19 protein-coding genes are annotated in these 20,229 nt (G+C 72.8%); 9 read left to right on the top strand and 10 right to left on the bottom strand.

What is annotated here, in order from left to right; all coding sequences use genetic code 11:
* Window positions 1–135: 135 nt before the first annotated feature.
* Window positions 136–1,686: a glutamine-hydrolyzing GMP synthase gene (guaA, locus tag BUE29_RS05710; protein ID WP_073387416.1), complete on the bottom strand. Its 1,551-nt coding sequence runs from the start codon at window positions 1,684–1,686 to the stop codon at window positions 136–138.
* Between the two features lie 9 nt (window positions 1,687–1,695).
* Window positions 1,696–2,622: an oxidoreductase gene (locus tag BUE29_RS05715; RefSeq protein ID WP_073387419.1), complete on the bottom strand. Its 927-nt coding sequence runs from the start codon at window positions 2,620–2,622 to the stop codon at window positions 1,696–1,698.
* 57 nt (window positions 2,623–2,679) lie between these two features.
* Here BUE29_RS05715 and BUE29_RS05720 point away from each other — a divergent pair, with 57 nt between their 5' ends.
* Entirely contained in the window at window positions 2,680–3,669 is a 990-nt protein-coding gene (locus BUE29_RS05720) for a magnesium transporter CorA family protein (protein ID WP_073387422.1), read from the top strand.
* A 141-nt stretch (window positions 3,670–3,810) separates the two neighbouring features.
* Window positions 3,811–4,698, top strand: coding sequence for a sensor histidine kinase (locus tag BUE29_RS05725; RefSeq protein ID WP_073387425.1), 888 nt, complete (start codon window positions 3,811–3,813; stop codon window positions 4,696–4,698).
* A 127-nt stretch (window positions 4,699–4,825) separates the two neighbouring features.
* On the opposite strand, the gene fgd is transcribed toward BUE29_RS05725, so the two are convergent.
* Together fgd and BUE29_RS05735 are read right to left on the bottom strand one after the other, a co-directional pair.
* Window positions 4,826–5,830, bottom strand: coding sequence for a glucose-6-phosphate dehydrogenase (coenzyme-F420) (gene fgd, locus BUE29_RS05730; RefSeq protein WP_073387427.1), 1,005 nt, complete (start codon window positions 5,828–5,830; stop codon window positions 4,826–4,828).
* 8 nt (window positions 5,831–5,838) lie between these two features.
* A complete protein-coding gene (locus BUE29_RS05735) occupies window positions 5,839–6,963 on the bottom strand; it encodes a GuaB3 family IMP dehydrogenase-related protein (protein WP_073387430.1) in 1,125 nt (374 codons plus the stop codon).
* Between the two features lie 192 nt (window positions 6,964–7,155).
* On the opposite strand from BUE29_RS05735, the gene BUE29_RS05740 reads away from it, so the two are divergent.
* Window positions 7,156–7,827: a response regulator gene (locus BUE29_RS05740; protein WP_073387433.1), complete on the top strand. Its 672-nt coding sequence runs from the start codon at window positions 7,156–7,158 to the stop codon at window positions 7,825–7,827.
* A 49-nt stretch (window positions 7,828–7,876) separates the two neighbouring features.
* Here the strand turns inward: BUE29_RS05740 and guaB are convergent, their stop codons facing one another.
* Window positions 7,877–9,406 carry an IMP dehydrogenase gene (gene guaB / locus BUE29_RS05745; protein WP_234971378.1) on the bottom strand — a complete coding sequence of 510 codons (1,530 nt, stop codon included), beginning with the start codon at window positions 9,404–9,406 and terminating at the stop codon, window positions 7,877–7,879.
* A 130-nt stretch (window positions 9,407–9,536) separates the two neighbouring features.
* Here guaB and BUE29_RS05750 point away from each other — a divergent pair, with 130 nt between their 5' ends.
* The 4 genes from BUE29_RS05750 (at window position 9,537) to BUE29_RS05765 (ending at window position 13,771) form a co-directional block, all read left to right on the top strand.
* On the top strand, window positions 9,537–10,301 hold the full coding sequence (locus BUE29_RS05750) for an ABC transporter ATP-binding protein (protein ID WP_073387436.1): 765 nt from the start codon (window positions 9,537–9,539) through the stop codon (window positions 10,299–10,301).
* Window positions 10,302–10,306: 5 nt separating this feature from the next.
* Entirely contained in the window at window positions 10,307–12,835 is a 2,529-nt protein-coding gene (locus BUE29_RS05755; protein ID WP_073389381.1) for an ABC transporter permease, read from the top strand.
* Between the two features lie 80 nt (window positions 12,836–12,915).
* Window positions 12,916–13,296: a DUF5319 domain-containing protein gene (locus BUE29_RS05760; protein ID WP_073387439.1), complete on the top strand. Its 381-nt coding sequence runs from the start codon at window positions 12,916–12,918 to the stop codon at window positions 13,294–13,296.
* Between the two features lie 193 nt (window positions 13,297–13,489).
* Window positions 13,490–13,771: a WhiB family transcriptional regulator gene (locus BUE29_RS05765; RefSeq protein WP_073387442.1), complete on the top strand. Its 282-nt coding sequence runs from the start codon at window positions 13,490–13,492 to the stop codon at window positions 13,769–13,771.
* A 38-nt stretch (window positions 13,772–13,809) separates the two neighbouring features.
* Here the strand turns inward: BUE29_RS05765 and BUE29_RS23045 are convergent, their stop codons facing one another.
* Window positions 13,810–13,974: a hypothetical protein gene (locus BUE29_RS23045; RefSeq protein WP_234971379.1), complete on the bottom strand. Its 165-nt coding sequence runs from the start codon at window positions 13,972–13,974 to the stop codon at window positions 13,810–13,812.
* A 9-nt stretch (window positions 13,975–13,983) separates the two neighbouring features.
* Between BUE29_RS23045 and BUE29_RS05770 the strand changes: the two genes are divergently transcribed.
* Entirely contained in the window at window positions 13,984–14,868 is an 885-nt protein-coding gene (locus BUE29_RS05770; RefSeq protein ID WP_073387445.1) for a cation diffusion facilitator family transporter, read from the top strand.
* Between the two features lie 83 nt (window positions 14,869–14,951).
* On the opposite strand, the gene groL is transcribed toward BUE29_RS05770, so the two are convergent.
* Together groL and groES are read right to left on the bottom strand one after the other, a co-directional pair.
* Window positions 14,952–16,577: a chaperonin GroEL gene (gene groL, locus BUE29_RS05775; protein WP_073387448.1), complete on the bottom strand. Its 1,626-nt coding sequence runs from the start codon at window positions 16,575–16,577 to the stop codon at window positions 14,952–14,954.
* Between the two features lie 84 nt (window positions 16,578–16,661).
* A complete protein-coding gene (gene groES, locus BUE29_RS05780; RefSeq protein WP_073387451.1) occupies window positions 16,662–16,967 on the bottom strand; it encodes a co-chaperone GroES in 306 nt (101 codons plus the stop codon).
* 250 nt (window positions 16,968–17,217) lie between these two features.
* Here groES and BUE29_RS05785 point away from each other — a divergent pair, with 250 nt between their 5' ends.
* Window positions 17,218–18,102, top strand: a complete 885-nt coding sequence (locus BUE29_RS05785; protein ID WP_073387454.1) for a type IV toxin-antitoxin system AbiEi family antitoxin domain-containing protein — start codon at window positions 17,218–17,220, stop codon at window positions 18,100–18,102.
* Between the two features lie 43 nt (window positions 18,103–18,145).
* On the opposite strand, the gene BUE29_RS05790 is transcribed toward BUE29_RS05785, so the two are convergent.
* Together BUE29_RS05790 and BUE29_RS05795 are read right to left on the bottom strand one after the other, a co-directional pair.
* Window positions 18,146–19,600 carry a WD40/YVTN/BNR-like repeat-containing protein gene (locus BUE29_RS05790; protein WP_073387457.1) on the bottom strand — a complete coding sequence of 485 codons (1,455 nt, stop codon included), beginning with the start codon at window positions 19,598–19,600 and terminating at the stop codon, window positions 18,146–18,148.
* The gene (locus BUE29_RS05795) at window positions 19,597–20,181 is read right to left on the bottom strand and encodes a SigE family RNA polymerase sigma factor (protein WP_200800080.1); all 585 of its coding nucleotides are present in this window, start codon (window positions 20,179–20,181) and stop codon (window positions 19,597–19,599) included. The genes BUE29_RS05790 and BUE29_RS05795 overlap by 4 nt, the downstream gene beginning before the upstream one ends.
* Between the last annotated feature and the right edge of the window lie 48 nt (window positions 20,182–20,229).

Consider the following 20,229-nt stretch of genomic DNA (forward strand, 5'->3'; position numbering starts at 1 on the left):
CCTGGCTCCTACGGCTCCTGATAGTCAGTGTCGCACCTCTAACCGCCGAGCTCGGTCGCTAGAAGCGTGCCCTCTAACCGACCAAACCCATAGGGCAACGACCACGACCCAAACGTTCGGGCGCGCGCACCCTGCTCACTCCCACTCGATGGTGCCCGGCGGCTTGGACGTGACGTCCAGGACGACCCGGTTGACCTCGCGCACCTCGTTGGTGATGCGGGTCGAGATTGTCTCGAGCACCTCGTAGGGGACGCGGGTCCAGTCGGCGGTCATGGCGTCCTCGCTGGACACCGGCCGCAGCACGACCGGGTGGCCGTAGGTGCGACCGTCGCCCTGCACGCCCACCGACCGCACGTCGGCGAGCAGCACGACGGGGCACTGCCAGATGTCGCGGTCGAGGCCGGCGGCCGACAGCTCGGCCCGGGCGATCGCGTCCGCGCGGCGCAGGATGTCGAGCCGGTCGGCGGTCACCGCGCCGACGATCCGGATGCCGAGCCCGGGGCCGGGGAAGGGCTGGCGCCACACCATGTCCGCGGGCAGGCCGAGCTGCTCGCCCACGCGGCGCACCTCGTCCTTGAACAGCGTGCGCAGCGGTTCGACGAGCGCGAACTGCAGGTCGTCGGGCAGGCCGCCCACGTTGTGGTGGCTCTTGATGTTGGCGGTGCCCGTGCCGCCACCGGACTCGACGACGTCGGGGTAGAGGGTGCCCTGGACCAGGAACTCGACGGCCTCGCCCTCGGCCACGATCTCGCGGGCCGCCGCCTCGAAGCAGCGGATGAACTCGCGACCGATGATCTTGCGCTTCTGCTCGGGGTCGCTGACCCCGGCGAGCGCGGCGAGGAACTGGTCGGTGGCGTCGACGACCTTGAGCTTCACACCGGTCGCGGCGACGAAGTCACGCTCGACCTGCTCGGCCTCACCCTCGCGCAGCAGCCCGTGGTCGACGAAGACGCAGGTGAGCTGGTCGCCGACCGCACGCTGCACGAGCGCCGCCGCGACGGCCGAATCGACCCCGCCGGACAGCCCGCAGACGACCTGCTTGCCGCCGATCTGCGCGCGGATCGCGTCGACCTGGTCGTCGATGATGTTGGCCTCGGTCCACGACGGCCGCAGCCCCGCGACGTCGTGCAGGAAGCGTCGCAGCACGGTCTGGCCGTGCTCGGTGTGCAGGACCTCGGGATGGAACTGGACGCCCGCCAGCCCCCGTGCGACGTCCTCGAAGGCGGCGACGGGCGCCCCGGCGGTCGCCGCGGTGACGACGAAGCCGGCCGGCGGCCGGGTCACGGCGTCGCCGTGGCTCATCCACACCTGCTGCGCCTGCGGCAACCCGTGCAGCAGCACGCCCGAGCCGGTGGCCGAGAGGGCGGTGCGGCCGAACTCCGAGCCACCGGTGTGCGCGACCTCGCCGCCCAGCGCCAGCGCCATCGACTGGAAGCCGTAGCAGATGCCGAACACCGGCACCCCGGCGTCGAAGAGCGCGGGATCGGTGCGCGGCGCGTGCTCGACGTAGACCGACGACGGGCCACCGGACAGGATGATCGCCTTCGGCCGACGGGCCAGCATCTGCGCCACCGGCATCGAGCTCGGCACGATCTCGGAGTACACGTGCGCCTCGCGGACGCGGCGGGCGATCAGCTGGGCGTACTGCGCGCCGTAGTCGACGACGAGGACGAGGTCTTGGTCCACGGCGGAAGTCTAGGCGGTGGGCCTCGGCCGCCAGTCGTAGCTGTACCCGGTGAGCTCCTCGCTGACGTGCCAGAGGCGGCGCGCCAGGCGCTCGTCGTCCGCGTACGCCGAGAGCCGCGCCGGCCCGAGCGGCCCGCGGGTCTCGCCCAGGCGCTGCGGGCCGGTGTAGGAACCCGGCTCGGCCACGCAGGACGCGTAGAGGACGGCGCGGGCACCGGTCGCCGGCGACTGCGTGGTGAGCTTGAGCAGCGGCGGCGCGAGCAGCCGCACCGCCACCTTCGCCCCCATGCCCTGCCGGCTGCTGAACAGCCGCGTGGCCGCCACGCCCGGATGGGCTGCGGTCGAGGTCACCGACGAGCCGCGGGCGGTGAGCTCGCGGTGCAGCTGCATCGCGAAGAGCAGGTTGGCCAGTTTCGAGTTCCCGTAGGTGCGCTGCGCGTTGTAGGCGGTGCCGGCGTTGGCGTCGAGCACGCTCTCGTCGCCGGAGTGGTGCGCGACCGACGACACCGTCACCACCCGGCCCCCCTCGGCCGCGGCCAAGGCGGGCAGCAGCAGACCGGTGAGCACGAAGTGCCCCAGGTGGTTCGTGCCGAACTGCAGCTCGAAGCCGTCGGTGGTGGTCGTCGGGCGGGGCGGCGCCATCACGCCGGCGTTGTTCACGAGCAGGTCCAGCGGCCCGCGCCAGCTCTCGGCGAAGGACCGGACCGACGCCGTCGACGCGAGGTCGAGCTCCGCCGGCCGGACCGTCCCGCGCACCGCGTCGCCGACCCGGGCGGCGGCGTCCCGGACGGCGCTCGGGTTGCGCCCGGCGAGCACGACCGTCGCACCGTGGCCGGCGAGGGACGTCGCGGTCTGCAGCCCGATGCCCGAGTTGGCACCGGTGACCACGGCGACGCGACCGGCGAGGTCCGGCAGCGCGTCAGCCGTCCACGACACGGCATCGACGCTACGCGCGCCTGCAGGCGCAGGCGAGCGGCACGCGACAATGCACAGATGGCACCTCCTCCACCGATCCGCACCCGGGTCTGGCGCAACGCCACGCTCGAGCGCGAGGACTTCCCCTTCGAGCAGGTCTCGGACTACCTCGCCGAGCCCGACACCCTCGTGTGGGCCGATCTCGTCTCGCCCGACTCCGCCACCGTGGGGAGCCTCGCCGAGGAGCTCGGGCTGGACCCGCACGCCGTCGAGGACGCGCTGGCCGAGAGCGAGCGCCCCAAGGCGACGCGCTACCAGAGCCACCTGTTCCTCACCGCGTACTCGCTGCGGCGCGACGCCGACGGCGACCTCACCGTCGGCCGCATCTCGATCTTCTTCACGCGGCACGCGCTCGTGACCGTCCGCCTGGACGACGCGATCGACATGACGGCGGTGACGCGACGGTGGGACGAGAACGCCGATCTGCTCAAGTTCGGCACCCGCGCCCTGCTGCACGGCGTGCTCGACCAGATGGTCGACGACTACTTCGACGCACTGCAGGTGCTCGACGACGAGATCGAGTCGATCGAGGACGTCCTGTTCGACGAGGACGCCGCCGCGGCGAAGGACGTCTCGCGCACGGTGTACGAGCTGCGCCGCTCGCTGGTGCAGGCGCGGCGGGCGATCCTGCCGATGCGCGAGGTCGTCGGCACCGTGGTGCGGCGGACACTCGCCGACGACGGCACCGCCGAGCTGCAGCCCTACTACGAGGACCTCTCCGACCACGTCCTGCGCGCAGTCGACTGGACCGACACGCTGCGCGACGAGATCACGTCCGTCTTCGACACCAACATGCAGCTGTCGGACAACCGCATGAACCAGATCATGAAGAAGCTGACCGGCTGGGCCGCCATCATCGCCGTCCCCACGGCGGTGACGGGCTGGTACGGGCAGAACGTCCCCTACCCGGGTTTCGACCAGCCCTGGGGCTTCTGGGTGAGCGTCATCGTCATCGTGGTGATGGCGGCCGTGCTCTACGTGTCGTTCAAGAAGCGCGACTGGTTGTAGCGCGTCGCGGACATCACCCTCGCCGGCGTGTAACACTGGTGTGAGACCAGTACGCACGACGCCGGGGACGCGGGGGCGATGATTCGGCAGGCGACGGGGCAGCGTTCTGCTGCTGCCCGCAGCGACGGCCCGGGACGGGCGGTGAGCCCGGCACGGCCCGGGCCGCTCGTGCTGCTGCTCGCGGTCGTGGCCGTCGCCGCCGCCGTGGCCGCCGTGGGCACCCCGGGCTGGTGGCCGACCGTCGTCGCCGTGGCCGCGGCCGTCGCGGTCACCGTCGTCGCGGCGTGGCGCCTCGGCGCCGCCAGCACGCGGCCCGCGGCGGTGACCACGCGTCCCGAGGCCGCGCCGGCGCGCACCGACCTGATCGCCGCGGTGTCGCACGACCTGCGCACCCCGCTCGCGACGATCGGCGCCTACGTGGAACTGCTCGAGGCCGGCGACGCCGGCGAGCTCAGCGGCGAGCAGCGCCAGATGCTCGACGTCGTGGAGGAGAACGTCCAGCGCGCCTACGCGATCGCCGACGACCTGATCGAGCTGCGCGGTGCCGACAGCCACGCCCGCGAGGCCGTCCTGGTCGAGGACGTCCTCGCCCGAGCCGTCCGCTCCATCGGGCCGAGCGCCCGGCGTCGCGGTCTGACGCTCGCCGTCGACGCGCGGCTCGACGGCGCGCGGGTCACCGGCAACGCCGTCCAGCTCGACCGGGTGCTCACGAACCTGCTCTCGAACGCGGTCAAGTTCACCCCCGAGGGCGGGTCGGTCACGGTGCACGGCCGTGCCGAGGGCGGCAGCGTCGTCGTCGAGGTCACCGACACCGGCGCGGGCATCCCGGCCCGCGAGCAGCACCGCATCTTCGAGCGCTACTACCGGGCCGACGCCGCCCGCGCCGGTCGTGTCCCGGGCAGTGGCCTGGGCCTCGCCATCGTCCGCGAGCTCGTCGCCCAGCACGGCGGAGCCGTCGACGTCCGCTCGCGGCCGGGGCAGGGCGCGACGTTCACGCTCACCCTGCCCGCCCTCGCCGTCGCCGCCTGAGCCTCTCGGGTTGGCCCCATCCCCGCGCGGTGGGAACGCGTCGACAGCCGCGCTCGCATGGGGCCAACCGACGCAGTAGGCACGCGCACCTGGGGCCGACCGACCCCGCGCTTCGCGCCGGCGAGACCTACAGCGCGCGGAGCCGGGGCAGGATCTCCTTGCCGTAGAGCTCGAGGAACGTCGCTTGGTCCGGGCCGGGCGCGTGGAAGACCAGGTGGTTGAAGCCCAGGTCGAGGTAGGTCTTGATCTTCTCGACGTGCTCGTCGGGGTCGGTCGAGACGATGAAGCGCTTCGCGGTCTGCTCGACGGACAGGTCGTCGGCGAGGCGCTGCATCTCGACCGGGTCCTCGACACCGGACTTCTGCTCGGCCGTGAGCCCCAGCGCACCCCAGAACCGGGTCGCGTCCATGGCCTTGTCGCGGTCGTGGTCGAAGGACACCTTGACCTCGATCATCATGTCGATGTCGCCGACGTCGCGACCGGCCTTCTCCGCGCCCTCGGCGATCGCCGGCATGAGGGTGTCGGTGTAGAGCTCCGGGTCCTTGCCCGAGGTGGTGATCCAGCCGTCGCCCTGCCGTCCGGCGAAGCGGGTGGCCGCCGGGCCCGAGGACGCCAGCCAGATCGGGACGTCCTGCTCGGGCCGGTCGTAGATCGTCGCCTTGTCCGTGGAGTAGAAGTCACCCTCGAACGTCACGCGCTCGCCGTTCCAGAGCTCGCGGATGAGCTTCACGGCCTCGCGGAAGCGGGCGAAGCGCTCCTTGCCGTCGGGCCACTCGACCCCGAGCGGCACCTCGTTCATCGACTCGCCCGATCCCATGCCGAGCACGACCCGGCCCGGGTAGAGGCAGCCCAGCGTGGCGAACGCCTGCGCGACGATCGCCGGGTGGTAGCGGAACGTCGGGGTGAGCACGGACGTCCCGATCGTGATCCGCTCGGTGCTCGCGCCGAGCGCGCCCAGCCACGTCATCGCGAACGGCGCGTGCCCGCCGTCGTGACGCCACGGCTGCAGGTGGTCGGACACGAAGACCGAGTCGAACCCGTTCTGCTCGGCCAGCACGCCGTAGCGCAGCAGCTCCTGCGGCGGGAACTGCTCGTTCGACGCCTTGTACCCCAGCTTGAGTTCCCTGCTCACGATGCGCTTCAGCGCTCCCCTGTGACGATCAGCTCGGCCTTCTGGAATTCCTTGAGGGTGGAGTACCCGCACTTGCCCATGACCCTGCGCACCGCGCCGAAGAGGTTCCGTTCGCCGGACGGGTCGGCGGTGGGGCCGAGCAGCAGCTCCTCGAGCGTCGGGCGGCGCTCGTCGTCGCCGTCGAACGCGAGCTCGGTGACGCGGGAGCGGGGCACGCGCGGGTGGGCCGCCGTGGCGTCCCAGTAGCGCCCCCGGCCGGGGGCGTCGGACGCCACCGCGAGCGGTTCGCCGAGCATGACCGCGTCGGCGCCGCACGCCAGCGCCTTGGCGATGTCGCCGCCGGTCGCGAGATCGCCGTAGGCGACCAGGTGGACGTAGCGACCGCCGGTCTCGTCCAGGTAGTCGCGTCGCGCGGCCGCGGCGTCGATCAGCGCCGTGGCCATGGGGACGTCGATGCCGAGCACGGAGTGCGTCGTCGAGCCGAGGTGCGCGCCGTAGCCGATGATCACGCCGGCCGCGCCGGTGCGCATCAGGTGCAACGCGGTCTGGTAGTTCGACACCCCGCCGACGAGGACGGGCACGTCGAGGTCGGCGATGAACGTCTTGAGGTTCAACCCGGGGACGTCCTCGGCGAGCACGTGCTCGGCGGAGATGACGGTCCCCTGGATGACCAGCAGGTCGACGCCCTCGGCGAGCGCGTGCGGGGCGAGCTCGGCGGTGTGCTGCGGCGAGAGCCGCACCGCGACCCGCCCGCCCCCGGCGCGCAGCTCCTTGATGCGCGCGCGCAGCAGCTCCGGGACGACCGGCGCGGCGTAGACCCGCTGCAGGTCCGTGGTCTCGCTGTCGAGCCGGTCGAGCTCGACCGCGGCGTCCTCGTACCGCGTCCACAGCCCCTCGCCGTCGAGGACCGCCAGCCCGCCCAGCCGCTCGATCTCGGCGGCCGTCCCGGGTGAGACGACGGCGTCGGACGGGGCGGCGACGAACGGCAGGTCGAAGGAGTGGGCGTCCATCTGCCAGGCGGTCGACACCATCGCCGACCCGCGGGTGCGCCGCGTCGGCACGAGGGCGATCTCGCCCAGGTGGAAGCCGCGCCGGGCGCTGCGACCCAGGCCTATCTCGACTGTCTCGGGCATGACGTCGAGTCTGCCCCACCCCCCGCGTCCCGCCGAGCCACCGCCCCGTCCCGCGGCCGGCGTGCCCCCGACGCAATCCGTGCGAGTGTCCGAATCGACAGCAGGTACGCGGCTTGGCTACTTTCGTACTGCACCCGGGCCCCGCCGCACCGTCGTCGCCGTGCCCGACGTTCCACGAAAGGGTTCGAGCCCATGACGGCAGCGGAGACGCCCGCGTCGATCACCCGCATCTTCCTGCTCGACGACCACGAGATCGTCCGCCGCGGGCTGGCCGAACTGCTCAACGGCGTGGAGGACTTCGACGTGGTCGGCGAGGCCGGCACCGTGGCCGAGGCGCTGCGTCGCATCCCCGCCGTCAACCCCGACGTCGCCATCCTGGACGGTCGCCTCCCCGACGGCAGCGGCATCGAGGTGTGCCGGGTCGTGCGCGAGGAGCAGCCGCACGTCCGCTGCCTGATCCTGACCTCCTACGACGACGACGAGGCGATCTTCGCCGCCGTCCTCGCCGGCGCGGCCGGGTACGTGCTCAAGCAGATCCGCGGCTCGAACCTGATCGACGCCGTCCGGCAGGTCGCGGCCGGGCAGTCGCTGCTGGACCCGTCGGTGACCGACCGCGTCCTGCGCCGCATCCGCGAGGGCAAGCAGGAGGACGCCCGCCTCGCCTCCCTCAACGCCCAGGAGCGCAAGATCCTCGCACTCATCGCCGAGGGGCTCACCAACCGCCAGATCGGCGAGCGGCTCTTCCTCGCCGAGAAGACGGTCAAGAACAACGTGTCGAGCCTGCTCGCCAAGCTCGGCATGCAGCGCCGCACCCAGGCCGCCGTCTTCGGCGCCAACCTGCGCGACGACGGCGACTCGTTCTAGCCCGCACCGCCCGTCGGTTGCCGCGCAGGAAGATCCACGCGGGCCGGCGTCAGCCGGTGTAGTTGGGCGCCTCGGCCGTCATCTGGATGTCGTGGGGGTGCGACTCCTTGAGGCTGGCCTGCGTGATTCGCATGAACTGACCCCGCTCGGCCAGCTCGGCGGTGGTGCGCGCGCCGACGTAGAACATCGACTGCCGCAACCCGCCCACGAGCTGGTGCACGACGGCGGCGAGCGGGCCGCGGTACGCGACACGTCCCTCGATGCCCTCGGGCACGATCTTGTCGTCGCTCGTGACCTCGGCCTGGAAGTAGCGGTCCTTCGAGTAGGACTTCTTGCCGCGTGAGCTCATCGCCGCCAGCGAGCCCATGCCGCGGTAGCTCTTGTACTGCTTGCCGTTGACGAAGATCAGGTCGCCGGGCGACTCGTCGCAACCGGCGAGCAGCGAGCCCACCATGACGGTGTCGGCACCGGCCACGATGGCCTTGGCGATGTCGCCGGAGTACTGCAGGCCGCCGTCGGCGATGACGGGGATGCCGGCCGGCTTGCAGGCGAGCGACGCCTCGTAGACGGCGGTGACCTGCGGCGCGCCGACGCCCGTGACCACGCGCGTGGTGCAGATCGAGCCCGGCCCCACGCCCACCTTGACGGCGTCAGCGCCGGCGTCGACGAAGGCCTGCGCACCGGACCGGGTGGCGACGTTGCCGCCGATCACCTGGACGTGGCGGGTCGCGGGGTCGGTCTTGAGCCGGCGCACCATGTCGAGCAGCAATCGGACGTGACCGTGCGCGGTGTCGGCCACGAGGACGTCCACACCGGCCTCGACGAGCGTCGTGGCACGCTCCCACGCGTCGCCGAAGTACCCGACGGCCGCGCCGACGAGCAACCGGCCGTGGGCGTCCTTGGCGGCGTTCGGATACTGCTCGGACTTCACGAAGTCCTTGACGGTGATGAGCCCGGCGAGCCGGCCGCCCTCGTCGACGAGCGGCAGCCGCTCCCGCTTGTGCTGGCGCAGGATGGCGGTGGCGTCCTCGTGCGAGATGCCGACCGGTGCGGTGATGAGCGGCATCGGCGTCATGACCTCGTCGACCTTGGTCGTCGCCCACTCGCCGACCGGGACGAAGCGCAGGTCGCGGTTGGTGATGATGCCGAGCAGCCGCTCGTCGGCGTCGACCACGGGCAGGCCGGAGATGCGGTACTCGCCGCAGACCTCGTCGAGCTGTTCGAGCGTCGCGTCGGGGCCGATGGTGACCGGGTTCGGGATGAGGCCGGTCTGGGTGCGCTTGACGAGGTCGACCTGCCGCGCCTGGTCCTCGATCGACAGGTTGCGGTGCAGCACCCCGATGCCCCCCTGACGGGCCATCGCGATCGCCATCCGCGACTCGGTGACCGTGTCCATGGCCGCCGACAGCAGCGGGACGGCGATGTCGATCTCGCGGGTGAGCCGGGCGCGGGTGTCGACCTCGGCCGGCACCACGTCGGTCTCGCCGGGCACCAACAGCACGTCGTCGTAGGTCAGCCCGATGGGCGCGAACTTGGCCGGCAGGCCCGCGGACAGGTCGTCGGACGAGACGTCGGGCACGATCGACACTCCTTGCGCTCGCTGAGGCTCCATCGTACGTCGACCCAGCGACCCCTCGGGGGGCGGTTCAGGGTCCGCTCCGGGGCGCACCCCATGGTGCGGCGGCGCCCCGGGCGGGAGCCTTTGCGCCATGTCGTCCACCAGCGCCGCCCCGCACCCCGCACCGTCGGACACGGTCGCCGCGCGCGGCGTCGACGTGGTGAAGAGCTACGGCAGCGGCCAGACCGCCGTCGTCGCGCTCGACCACGTCGACGTGGAGCTGCGCCGGGGCGAGCTCACCGCGATCATGGGGCCCTCCGGTTCGGGGAAGTCGACCCTGATGCACTGCCTCGCCGGCCTCGACTCGATCGACTTGGGCAGCGTCGCGATCGGCGACGTCGAGTTGCGCGGGCTCTCGGACCGGAGGATGACCACGCTGCGGCGCGACCGGATCGGCTTCGTGTTCCAGTCCTTCAACCTCGTCCCGACGCTGACCGCGCTCGAGAACATCACCCTGCCGATGGACATCGCGAACCGCGCGCCCGACCCGCAGTGGCTCGACGTCGTCATCGACACGCTGCGGCTGCGCGACCGCCTCACCCACCGGCCGAGCGAGCTGTCGGGCGGCCAGCAGCAGCGGGTCGCGGTCGGCCGGGCGCTCGCGGGACGTCCCGAGATCGTGTTCGGCGACGAGCCCACCGGCAACCTGGACTCGCGTTCGAGCGGCGAGGTGCTGCGGATGCTGCGCGAGGCCGTGGACCAGCTCGGCCAGACCGTCGTGATCGTGACGCACGACCCGCACGCGGCGTCGCACGCCGACCGCGTGCTGTTCCTCGCCGACGGCCGCATCGTGGACGAGATGCGCGAGCCGACCGCGGAGTCGGTTCTCGACCGCATGAAGGCGCTCGAGTCGTGAACGCCATGCGTACGGTGGCCGTCCGCAACCTGCGGTCCCACAAGGTCCGGCTGCTGCTGACCCTCGTCTCGGTGCTGCTCGGCACCGCGTTCGTGAGCGGCTCGTTCGTGTTCACCGACACCCTGAAGCGCAGCTTCGACGCCATCTTCGCGACGAGCGACGAGGGCATCGACGCCCGGGTGCAGCCGCGCGAGGACTTCACCGCCGGCGTGCCCACGGACCTCGTCCGCCGCATCGCCCGCGTGCCCGGTGTCGCCGCGGTCCAGCCGCAGATCGGCGCGCAGGTCGCGGTCGTCGACGCCCACGGGACGCGGATCAGCACCGGGGGTGCCCCCAGCCAGGGCGGTGCCTGGCAGGACCGTCGCACGGTGCAGGACCCGCCGGAACTCGTGCGCGGCGCCGCACCGACCGCGACGGGCCAGGTCGCGGTCAACGAGTCGGCCGCGACCAGGTACCACCTCGCGGTCGGCGACCGCATCACCGTGGTCGCCCCCAACGCCGCGGTCACCACCGCGCGGGTCGTCGGGCTGTACCGCGTCGCGTTCGACACCGGCGGCTACCTGGGCGCGCTGTTCCCGCCGCGGCAGGCCCTGACGTTGTTCACCGACGGGCGGCACTACACGACGATCGACGTCAGCGCGCGCGCCGGCGTCACGCAGGCCACGCTCGCCGCCCGGATCGAGCGGGTCCTGCCGGCCGACCTGGAGGCGCGGACCGGACGGCAGGTGCGCGACGACGACACCCAGGACGTCGCCGACGCGCTGTCGTTCATCACCGTCATCCTGCTCGGCTTCGGGATCGTGGCGCTGCTCGTCGGCACCTTCATCATCTACAACACGTTCTCGATGATCGTCGCCCAGCGGCAGCGCGAGCTCGCGCTGCTGCGCGCGGTGGGGGCCAGTCGCCGGCAGGTGCAGCGTTCCGTGGTCTTCGAGTCCCTCGTCACGGGCCTCGTCGGCAGCGCGCTGGGGCTCGCGGGCGGCATCGGTCTCGCGTACGGGCTCCGCGCGCTGCTCGACGCGCTCGACGTCGGCCTGCCCGCCGGCGAGCTCGTGCTGCTGGTGCGCACGGTCGTGGTCTCGATCCTGCTCGGGACGGCGGTGACCGTGGTCGCCGCGTGGAGCCCGGCCCGGCGCGCCTCGCGAATCGCGCCGGTGGCCGCGATGCGCGAGGAGTTCGCGACGCCGACGGCGGCGGGCCTGCGACGGCGTACGGCGCTCGGGGCGACCGTCGCCGCGCTCGCCGTGCTGGGGACGATCCTCGGCCTGGTCGCCGGCGATGCCGGATCGGCCGCGTCGTTCACCGGCCTCGGCCTGCTCGCGGCGGTGATCGCCACCATGTTGCTGTCGCCGGTGCTCGCGCGGTGGGTGATCCATCCGCTCGGGCGGGTGGTGGGCCGCCCGTTCGGTGTGCTCGGCCGGCTCGCGCGCACCAACGCGGTGCGCAACCCCCGCCGCACCGCGGCGACCGGTTTCGCGCTGACGCTCGGGATGCTGCTCGTCACGGGCATCGCGGTCGTGGGGGCGTCGGCCAAGGCCAGTATCGGCGAGCTGTTCTCCAACGGCGACGTGCGGGCCGACTACATCCTGACCTCGGACGCCGGCCCGCTCCCGGTGCGGGCCGCCGCCGCCGCGGGGCAGGTGGCCGGCGTGGGGTCGACGACCGAGCTGCATCCGATGGTGGTGACCGTCGCCGGCGACCAGGTGACCGGTACCGCCGTCGACGGGCCGCTCGAACGCGTGCTGCCGGTGACGATGACCGTGGGGCGGGAGTCCTACGGCGGCACCGACATGATCGTGTCCGAGACCTACGCCGCCGACCACGGCTGGCGGCCCGGCACGACGCACCGCTTCACCGGCGCCGGGGGCACCGGCCCCGCGGTGACGGTGCGGGTCACCGGCGTCTACCGCGACGCCGACCTCGTCGGGCCCTGGGTGGTCTCCGGCACCACGTATCGGACGCTCACCCCGCACAACCGGTGGGGCGACGACGTCGCCCTCGTGACCGTGGCGGCGGGCGCGGACGCGGGCGCGGTCCGCGCCGGGCTCGAGCGGGCCGTCAACGACTTCTACGTCGTGGACGTCCGGGACCGCGACGAGTTCCGCGGGTACGTCGCCGGCCAGGTGGACGGGTTGCTCGGCCTGCTCTACGGCCTGTTGGCGCTGGCGATCGTCATCGCGATCCTCGGCATCGTCAACACGCAGGCGCTGTCGGTCGTGGAACGGCGGCGCGAGCTCGGCATGCTGCGCGCCGTCGGGATGCAGCGCGCCCAGGTGCGCCGCACCGTGTACCTCGAGTCACTGCTCATCGCGGTGTTCGGCGCCTTCCTGGGGGTCGTGCTCGGGGTCGCCTACGGGTCGTTGTTCACGCGCACGCTGCACGACGAGGGCCTGCGGGTGATCAGCGTGCCGTGGGTGCAGGCGGTCGTCTTCCTCGTCCTCGCGGCCGTCGTCGGCGTGCTCGCCGCCCTCTGGCCCGGCTGGCGGGCGGCCCGCACGCCACCGCTCGACGCCGTGAGCGGCGCGGCGGCGTGAGCGGCCGGCGCGACCTCGGTTGGCGCGAAGGCCGCGATGCCAATTACCGTGGTCGACGTGACCGAAGCAGCGGGTACGCGATGAACCTCGACGACGGCCCTGTCGATCCGTTCCTCGGCGATCCGGACGATCCGGCGGCACTGTTCGACGACGACGAGCCGCCGGCCCCGCTGAGCGACGACGAGCGGGCCGACGTGCTCGCCGACCTCGCCGAGCTTGAGGCGTTCCGGGCCGCGCTCGAGTCCCACGGCGTCCACGGCATCGTCGTCGACTGCGGGGACTGCGGCGACCAGCACTACTTCGGCTGGGACCTCATGGCCGGCAATCTGCGCTCGCTGCTCGGCGAGGGCCGCACCCACGTCCACGAACCGGCCTTCTCGCCCGACCCCGACGCCTTCGTGAGCTGGGACTACGCCCGCGGCTGGACCGACGCCGTCGCCGCCCTCGCCAAGCGCCGCTAGCACCCGGACCCACCGCTTCTCCGGTCCCCGGGTCGACTTACGGCCCCGGATTTCGCCCCCCAGGCTGGGGAGACGGCAGATTTGGGGCGTGTGATGTGGTGAAGCTCGCGTCACCTTTTCGCGTCTCGTTCTTTGGACCTCGAAAGGCCGGCCTGCCAGGTGCCGGCGCGACGGGTCACCGGAGGACACCGCCATGGGCGAGATTCGACGACTCCCCGAACTGCGGGAGGGCGACTGGGACTGGCAGATGTCCGCCGCGTGCCGCGGGCAGGACACCGCCACCTTCTACCACCCCGAGAACGAGCGCGGGCCGTCCCGCGCCCGCCGCGAGATGCAGGCCAAGGCCGTCTGCTCGGGGTGCCCGGTCGTGCAGAGCTGCCTGCGCTGGGCGCTCGCCGCGCGCGAACCGTACGGCGTGTGGGGCGGGCTGTCGGTCGAGGAGCGCGAACGGTTGATCACGGCTCGTTCGGCCTGAAGGGACTCGCGCCCCCCGCGTTAGAGTGATCAGTCCGATCACTGCCGCGCGGCGGACGGAGGCGCGCCATCCCCGCTGACCACGACCGGTGCGGCGCCCCGGACACCGGTGGGCCGGACACCGGCCACCAGCACACCGGCCACCAGCACACCGGTGGGCCGCACACCGGCCACCAGCACACCGGTCACCAGCACACCGGCCACCAGCACACCGTGGGCGCCGACGCCGACCGTCGTTATCTCGGCCTGGCGTTGGGGCTGCTGAGCGCGTTCCTCGTCGCCGAGGTCGTCGTCGCGCTCGCGGCCGACTCGCTCGCGCTGCTGTCCGACGCCGGCCACATGCTCTCCGACGTCGGCGCGCTCGCGGCGTCGCTGTGGGCCATGCGCCTCGCGGCGCAACCGGCCGCGGGCTCGTGGACCTACGGCCTCAAGCGCGCGGAGATCCTCACCGCGGCCGGCAACGGCATCACGCTGCTGGTCGTCGGCGCCCTCGTGGCCTTCGAGGCCATCCGCCGCCTGGCGCATCCGCCCGAGGTCGAGGGGCTCGCCGTCCTCGTCGTCGCGATCGTGGGTGTCGCGGTGAACGTGGCCGCGACGGCCGTGCTCGCCCGCGCGAACCGCGCCAGCCTGAACGTCGAGGGCGCCTTCCAGCACATCGTCACCGATCTCTACGCGTTCCTCGGGACGGTCGTCGCCGGCGTCGTCATCCTCGCCACGGGCTACGTCCGGGCCGACTCCATCGCCTCCCTGCTCGTGGTCGCGCTCATGGTGAAGGCCGCCTGGGGGCTGCTGCGCGAGTCCGGCCGCGTTCTGCTCGAGGCGGCGCCCGAGGGCGTCGACCTCGACGAGATCCGGCGACACCTGCTGGGCACGCACCACGTCCTCGACGTCCACGACCTGCACGTCTGGACCGTCACGTCCACCCTCCCGGCCCTCTCGGCGCACGTGGTCGTCGAGCAGGAGTGCTTCAACGACGGGCACGCGCCGCAGATCCTGGACCGGCTGCAGACCTGCCTCACCGGTCACTTCGACGTCGAGCACTCCACCTTCCAGCTGGAGCCGGCCGGGCACGTCGACCACGAGGCCGAGATGCACTGACCACGCGCCGTCACGCGCGACGGCCCCGCAGCACGCTGTGCTGCGGGGCCGTCGTGCGGTGCGTCGTGGCGCGTCGGTGAGCGTCAGTGCGCGTGGCCGTGACCGTGCGAGTGACCGTGGTCGTGCTCGTCGGGCTCCTCGGGCTTGTCCACGACCGCCGACTGCGTCGAGAGCACCAGCGAGGCGACGGACGCGGCGTTGGCGAGCGCGGCCTTGGTGACCTTCACCGGGTCGACCACGCCGGCCTTGAGCAGGTTCTCGTACTCGCCGGTGGCGGCGTTCAGGCCGTGGTTGGCCTTGAGCTCGCGCACCTTGGCGACGACGACGTAGCCCTCCTCGCCGGCGTTGGTGGCGATCCAACGCAGCGGCTCGGCCAGCCCGGCGCGGACGACGGCCACGCCGGTCGCCTCGTCACCGGTCAGGCCGAGGTTGCCCTCGAGCGCGGCGATCGCGTGGACGAGCGCGGAGCCGCCACCGGCGACGATGCCCTCCTCGACCGCCGCGCGGGTGGCCGAGATGGCGTCCTCGATGCGGTGCTTGCGCTCCTTCATCTCGACCTCGGTGGCCGCGCCGACCTTGATCACGCCGACGCCGCCGGCCAGCTTCGCGAGCCGCTCCTGCAGCTTCTCGCGGTCCCAGTCGGAGTCGGTGTCCTCGATCTCGCGACGGATCTGCGCCACGCGGGCGTCGATCTCGCTCTGCGCCGCGGAGCCGTGGGTGACGGTGGTGGTGTCCTTGGTGACGACCACGCGTCCCGCCCGACCCAGCGAGTCCAGCCCGACCTGGTCGACCTTGAGCCCCACCTCCGGCGCGACGACCTCGGCACCGGTGACGATGGCGAGGTCCTGCAGGAACGCCTTGCGGCGGTCGCCGAAGAACGGTGCCTTGACCGCCACCGCGCTGAACGTCTTGCGGATCGAGTTGACGACCAGCGTCGAGAGCGCCTCGCCGTCGACGTCCTCGGCGATGACGACGAGCGCCTTGCCCGACTCGGCGACCTTCTCGAGCACCGGCAGCAGGTCGGCCACGGCCGAGATCTTCTGCGTGGTGATGAGCAGGTACGGGTCGTCGAACGCGGCCTCGCCGGCGTCGGCGTCGGTGACGAAGTACGGGCTGATGTAGCCCTTGTCGAACTGCATGCCCTCGGTGAACTCGAGCTCGGTGCTCATCGTCTGGGCTTCCTCGACGGTGATCACACCGTCCTTGCCCACCTTGGTGAACGCCTCGGCGATGAGGCCGCCGATCACCGCGTCCTGCGCCGAGACGGTCGCGACGTGCGCGACCTCCTTCTCGCCCTTGACCGGCTGGCTGACGTCGTCCAGCGCCGTGTTGACGGCCTCGACCGCGGCGTCGATGCCGCGCTTGAGGGCGGTCGGGTTGGCGCCGGCCGCGACGTTCTTCAGGCCGGTGTTGACCAGCGCCTGCGCGAGCACGGTCGCGGTCGTGGTGCCGTCACCGGCGACGTCGTTGGTCTTCGTCGCGACGGACTTCGCCAGCTGGGCGCCGAGGTTCTCGTACGGGTCGTCCAGCTCGATGTCACGGGCGATGGTGACACCGTCGTTGGTGATCGTCGGCGCGCCGAAGGACTTCGACAGCACGACGTTGCGGCCCTTGGGGCCGAGCGTGACCTTGACGGCGTTCGCGAGCTTGTCCACGCCGCGCTCGAGCGCGCGGCGGGCGTCCTCGTCGAAGCTGAGGGTCTTCGCCATGGGGTTCCTTCCTACGAATGAGGGCACAACCGAGAACGCCCCGGCGCACGCGTGGTGCGCGGGCCGGGGCGGAGTCGGGTGAGGCTACTTCTCGATGATCGCGAGGACGTCGCGGGCCGACAGGACGAGGTAGTCCTCGCCGGCGTAGCGGACCTCGGTGCCCCCGTACTTGCTGTAGAGGACGACGTCGCCGACGGCGACGTCGAGCGGGACGCGGTTGCCGTTGTCGTCGATGCGGCCGGGGCCGACGGCGAGGACGGTGCCCTCCTGCGGCTTCTCCTTGGCGGTGTCCGGGATGACGATGCCCGAGGCGGTGGTGGTCTCGGCCTCGTTGGTCTGGACGACGATGCGGTCCTCGAGCGGCTTGATGCTGACCTTGGTGGCGGTCACTGGATGACTCCCCTTTGCGTCACTGGGTGCGAGTTCAGTTCTGGGGGGCGGCTGCCGTCGCGGGGGTCAACCTCCTCCGACTTGGCACTCTAACGCGGCGAGTGCCAAGGTGTCGACGCTGGGGCCCCGCTCCGGCCGATCGTGGACCGAATCGATCGGTGCGGCGGCGTGTCGGTCCACGATCGGCGGAAGGCCGGACCGGGTCTGTGGACAACGCCGATCGGGGTGGCGCCGACGCCATGCTGGCCGGGTGACATGGGCGGCGACGGCGCGCAGCCAGGACGGCGTGATCGGCCGGGCGCAGCTGCGTGGGCACGGCCTGTCGGACCCGGCGGTGTCGCGGCTCGTCGAGGCGCAGGCGCTGCACCCGATCGGTCACGGCGTGTTCCTCGTCCGCGGGGCACCGCTGACGTACCGGGCGACGTTGTGGTCCGCGGTCGTGGCGAGCGACGGCGTGCTGGCCTTCGGCACCGCAGCGCACCTGTGGGGTGTCGTCGCCGAGGCACCGGCCCGCGTCGACGTGCTCATCGCCCGGCACCGCCGGGTGAGACCGACGCCGCAGCTGCGACCCCACCGGATCACCGTCGCACCGTCGGTCGAGGTCCGGCTGGACGGCCTGCCGGTCACGTCACGCACGCACACCCTGCTCGACTACCTCGGCCGGCAGCGACCGGGCTCGGCCCAGCGGCTCGCCGACCGGGCGCTGCAGCGCGGCTGGCTGCGTCCCGACGATCTCGCCGCGCGGCTCCGGGACAGCCCGGGCCGGACCGGCAACACGATGCTGCGCACCCTGCTCGAACGGTGCGGCGACGGCGCTGCCGCCGAGTCCGAACGGGTGCTGCACCGGTTGCTGCGGCGTGCGGGCATCAGCCGTTGGGTCCCCAACTACCCGCTCTGGGTGGACGGCGAGCTGGCTGCGGTGCTCGACGTCGCTCTCCCGGATCAGCGACTGGCGATCGAGGTCGACGGCTGGGCGTTCCACAGCGACGTGGATCGCTTCCAGCGCGATCGCACCCGGCAGAACCGGCTCGTCGCCCTGGGCTGGACGGTGCTGCGCTTCACCTGGGCCGACCTCGTGGAGCGCCCGGGCTCCGTGGTCGCGACCATCCGTCGGCAGGTGACGGCCGCCGGGTGATCGTGGACCCGTCTGCTCGCCGTGGCGGCGTGTCGGTCCACGATCAGCCGAAACGGACCGCCGACCAGCTCCGACCGGCGTCGGCGGTGGTGAAGACCGTCCGGCCGTCGGCGGCGATGGCGTGGCCGGCGGTGGCCGACCCGAACCCCAGGTAGGACGCCGACCCGGGGGTGCCGGCCGCGCCCAGCCGGTCGAAGCTGCGCCCGCCGTCGGTCGAGCGATAGGTCTCGTCCGAGCTCACCAGCACCGTGTCGGCCGAGGCCGCGGCGAGGGCGCGGATCCCGCCGGCGCCGAGCACCGCTTTGCCGGCGCGGAAGCTCGCGCCGCCGTCGGTCGACACCGCCACCGCCTGCGTGCCGCTCCCACGGACGCGGCAGGCGACCACCACCGAGCCGTCCGCCGCGGTGGCGAGCGTCCGGGAGTCGACCTCGCCGCCACGCTGGGGGCAGGGCTCGCCCCGATCGGTCCAGCTGCGCCCGTCGTCGGACGAGGTCCACAGCGTGGAGCCCGAGCCCGGGGCCAGCAGGTAGGCGTGGGTGCCGCTGCGGGAGAGGACGGCGTCGTCCCCCGGCGTCGCCGAACCGGGCAGCGACACCGTGCGCCAGGTCGTCGCGCCCACTCCGGCGTACTGCACGGTGCCGCGGCACGCCGGCGGGCAGGTCGCCTGGTCGGAACGGACCCGGATCACGTTGCCGTCGAGCGTCTCCATCGCGACCGCGCCGCCGACCAGTCGCGTCCAGCTCCTCGCGCCGTCCCGGGTGAGGAAGAGCGCGTTCGGACCGAAGGCGTAGCCGATGTCGTCGGTGGCGAAGCGGACGTGCTCGACGCAGGGCGCCGAGCAGTCGTTGACGCCGGCGACGTGGAACGGGGTGTTGGGGCGGCTCTGCCAGACCTTGCCGCCGTCGGTGGTGCGCAGCAACGCGGTGCAGCGCCCGGACGTGCGCAGGCAGTCGGCCGAGGCGATGCCCCACCCGTCGTCCGGGCCGGTGAAGGTGATGTCGACGACCCGGACCCCCGACAGCGTGGGCACCCGGACGATGCGCGACCCCGACGACTGCGGGCTCTTGTCCTCGGACGCGCTGGACGAGCGGGGCCCAGGCGTCGGTGTCGAGGTCACGGGCGAGCTGGACGCCGGGCTCGACGAGGCCGGCGGCGTCGGCGTGGCGATCGTCGTCTGCCCGGCCTGGTCGTGGTCGGGCGACGGGTCGTACTGCGCCACCGCGACCCCGACGCCGGCCACCGCGGCGACGGCGGCGGCGACGGCCACCAGCCGCCCCCACGGCGGTCGCCCCCCGGCCACGGAACGGGTGCCGCCGCGCGGCAGCGAGCGGGCCGCGTGCTCGGCCTCGGCACGGGCGATGACGCGCTCGGCGAGCGGCTCGCCGGACGGCGCCTGCCGGGCCTGCTCGGCGAGCCGGCGGCGCAGCGTGGCCTCGTGGTCGGCGGCCGCCCCGGTGTCGGGGCCGGCGCCGGGCCGGCGCGCGAACGGGTTCCTCATGATGTCCTCCCCGCGGTGGGCGGGTCGAGGCGGTCTCGCAACGTGGCGAGGCCGCGGCTGATCAGGCTGCGGACGGTGCCGACGCGGCACCCCAGCGCGTCCGCGGTGTCGGCGTCGTCGAGGTCTTCGAAGAAGCGCAGGACGAGCGCGGCCCGCTGCCGGTCGGGCAGCCCCGCCAGCACGTCGCGCAGCTGGTCACGGTCGGCCAACCGGCCGATCGCGTCGTACTCGTCGACCGACTCGGGCACCTCGGCGTAGGCGTACTCGCGGCGCGACGCGCGACGGCGGTCGTTGACGTACGCGTTGGACAGCGAGCGCCGGACGTAGGCCAGCGGCACGTCCGCCGCCGCGACCCGATCCCACTTCGGGTACAGCCGCACCAGCGTGTCCTGGACGAGCTCCTCGGCCCCGAGCGCGCTGCCGGTGAGCAGGTAGGCGGTGCGCGTCAGCGCCGGGACGTGTTCGCGCACGAACGCGGCGAACTCCACCTGGGCGCGGGCCGCGGCGTCGCCGTACCCGCTCGACGACGTGCTCACCGGGGTGCTCCCCGCCGCGCGGCGGCGACCGACCTCGCTGCTCACCAGTACCTCCACCCCCGGTAGACAGCGCCGGGCGGCGATCCGTTGCAC

The organism is Jatrophihabitans endophyticus (genome assembly GCF_900129455.1).
Lineage (GTDB): Bacteria > Actinomycetota > Actinomycetes > Mycobacteriales > Jatrophihabitantaceae > Jatrophihabitans > Jatrophihabitans endophyticus.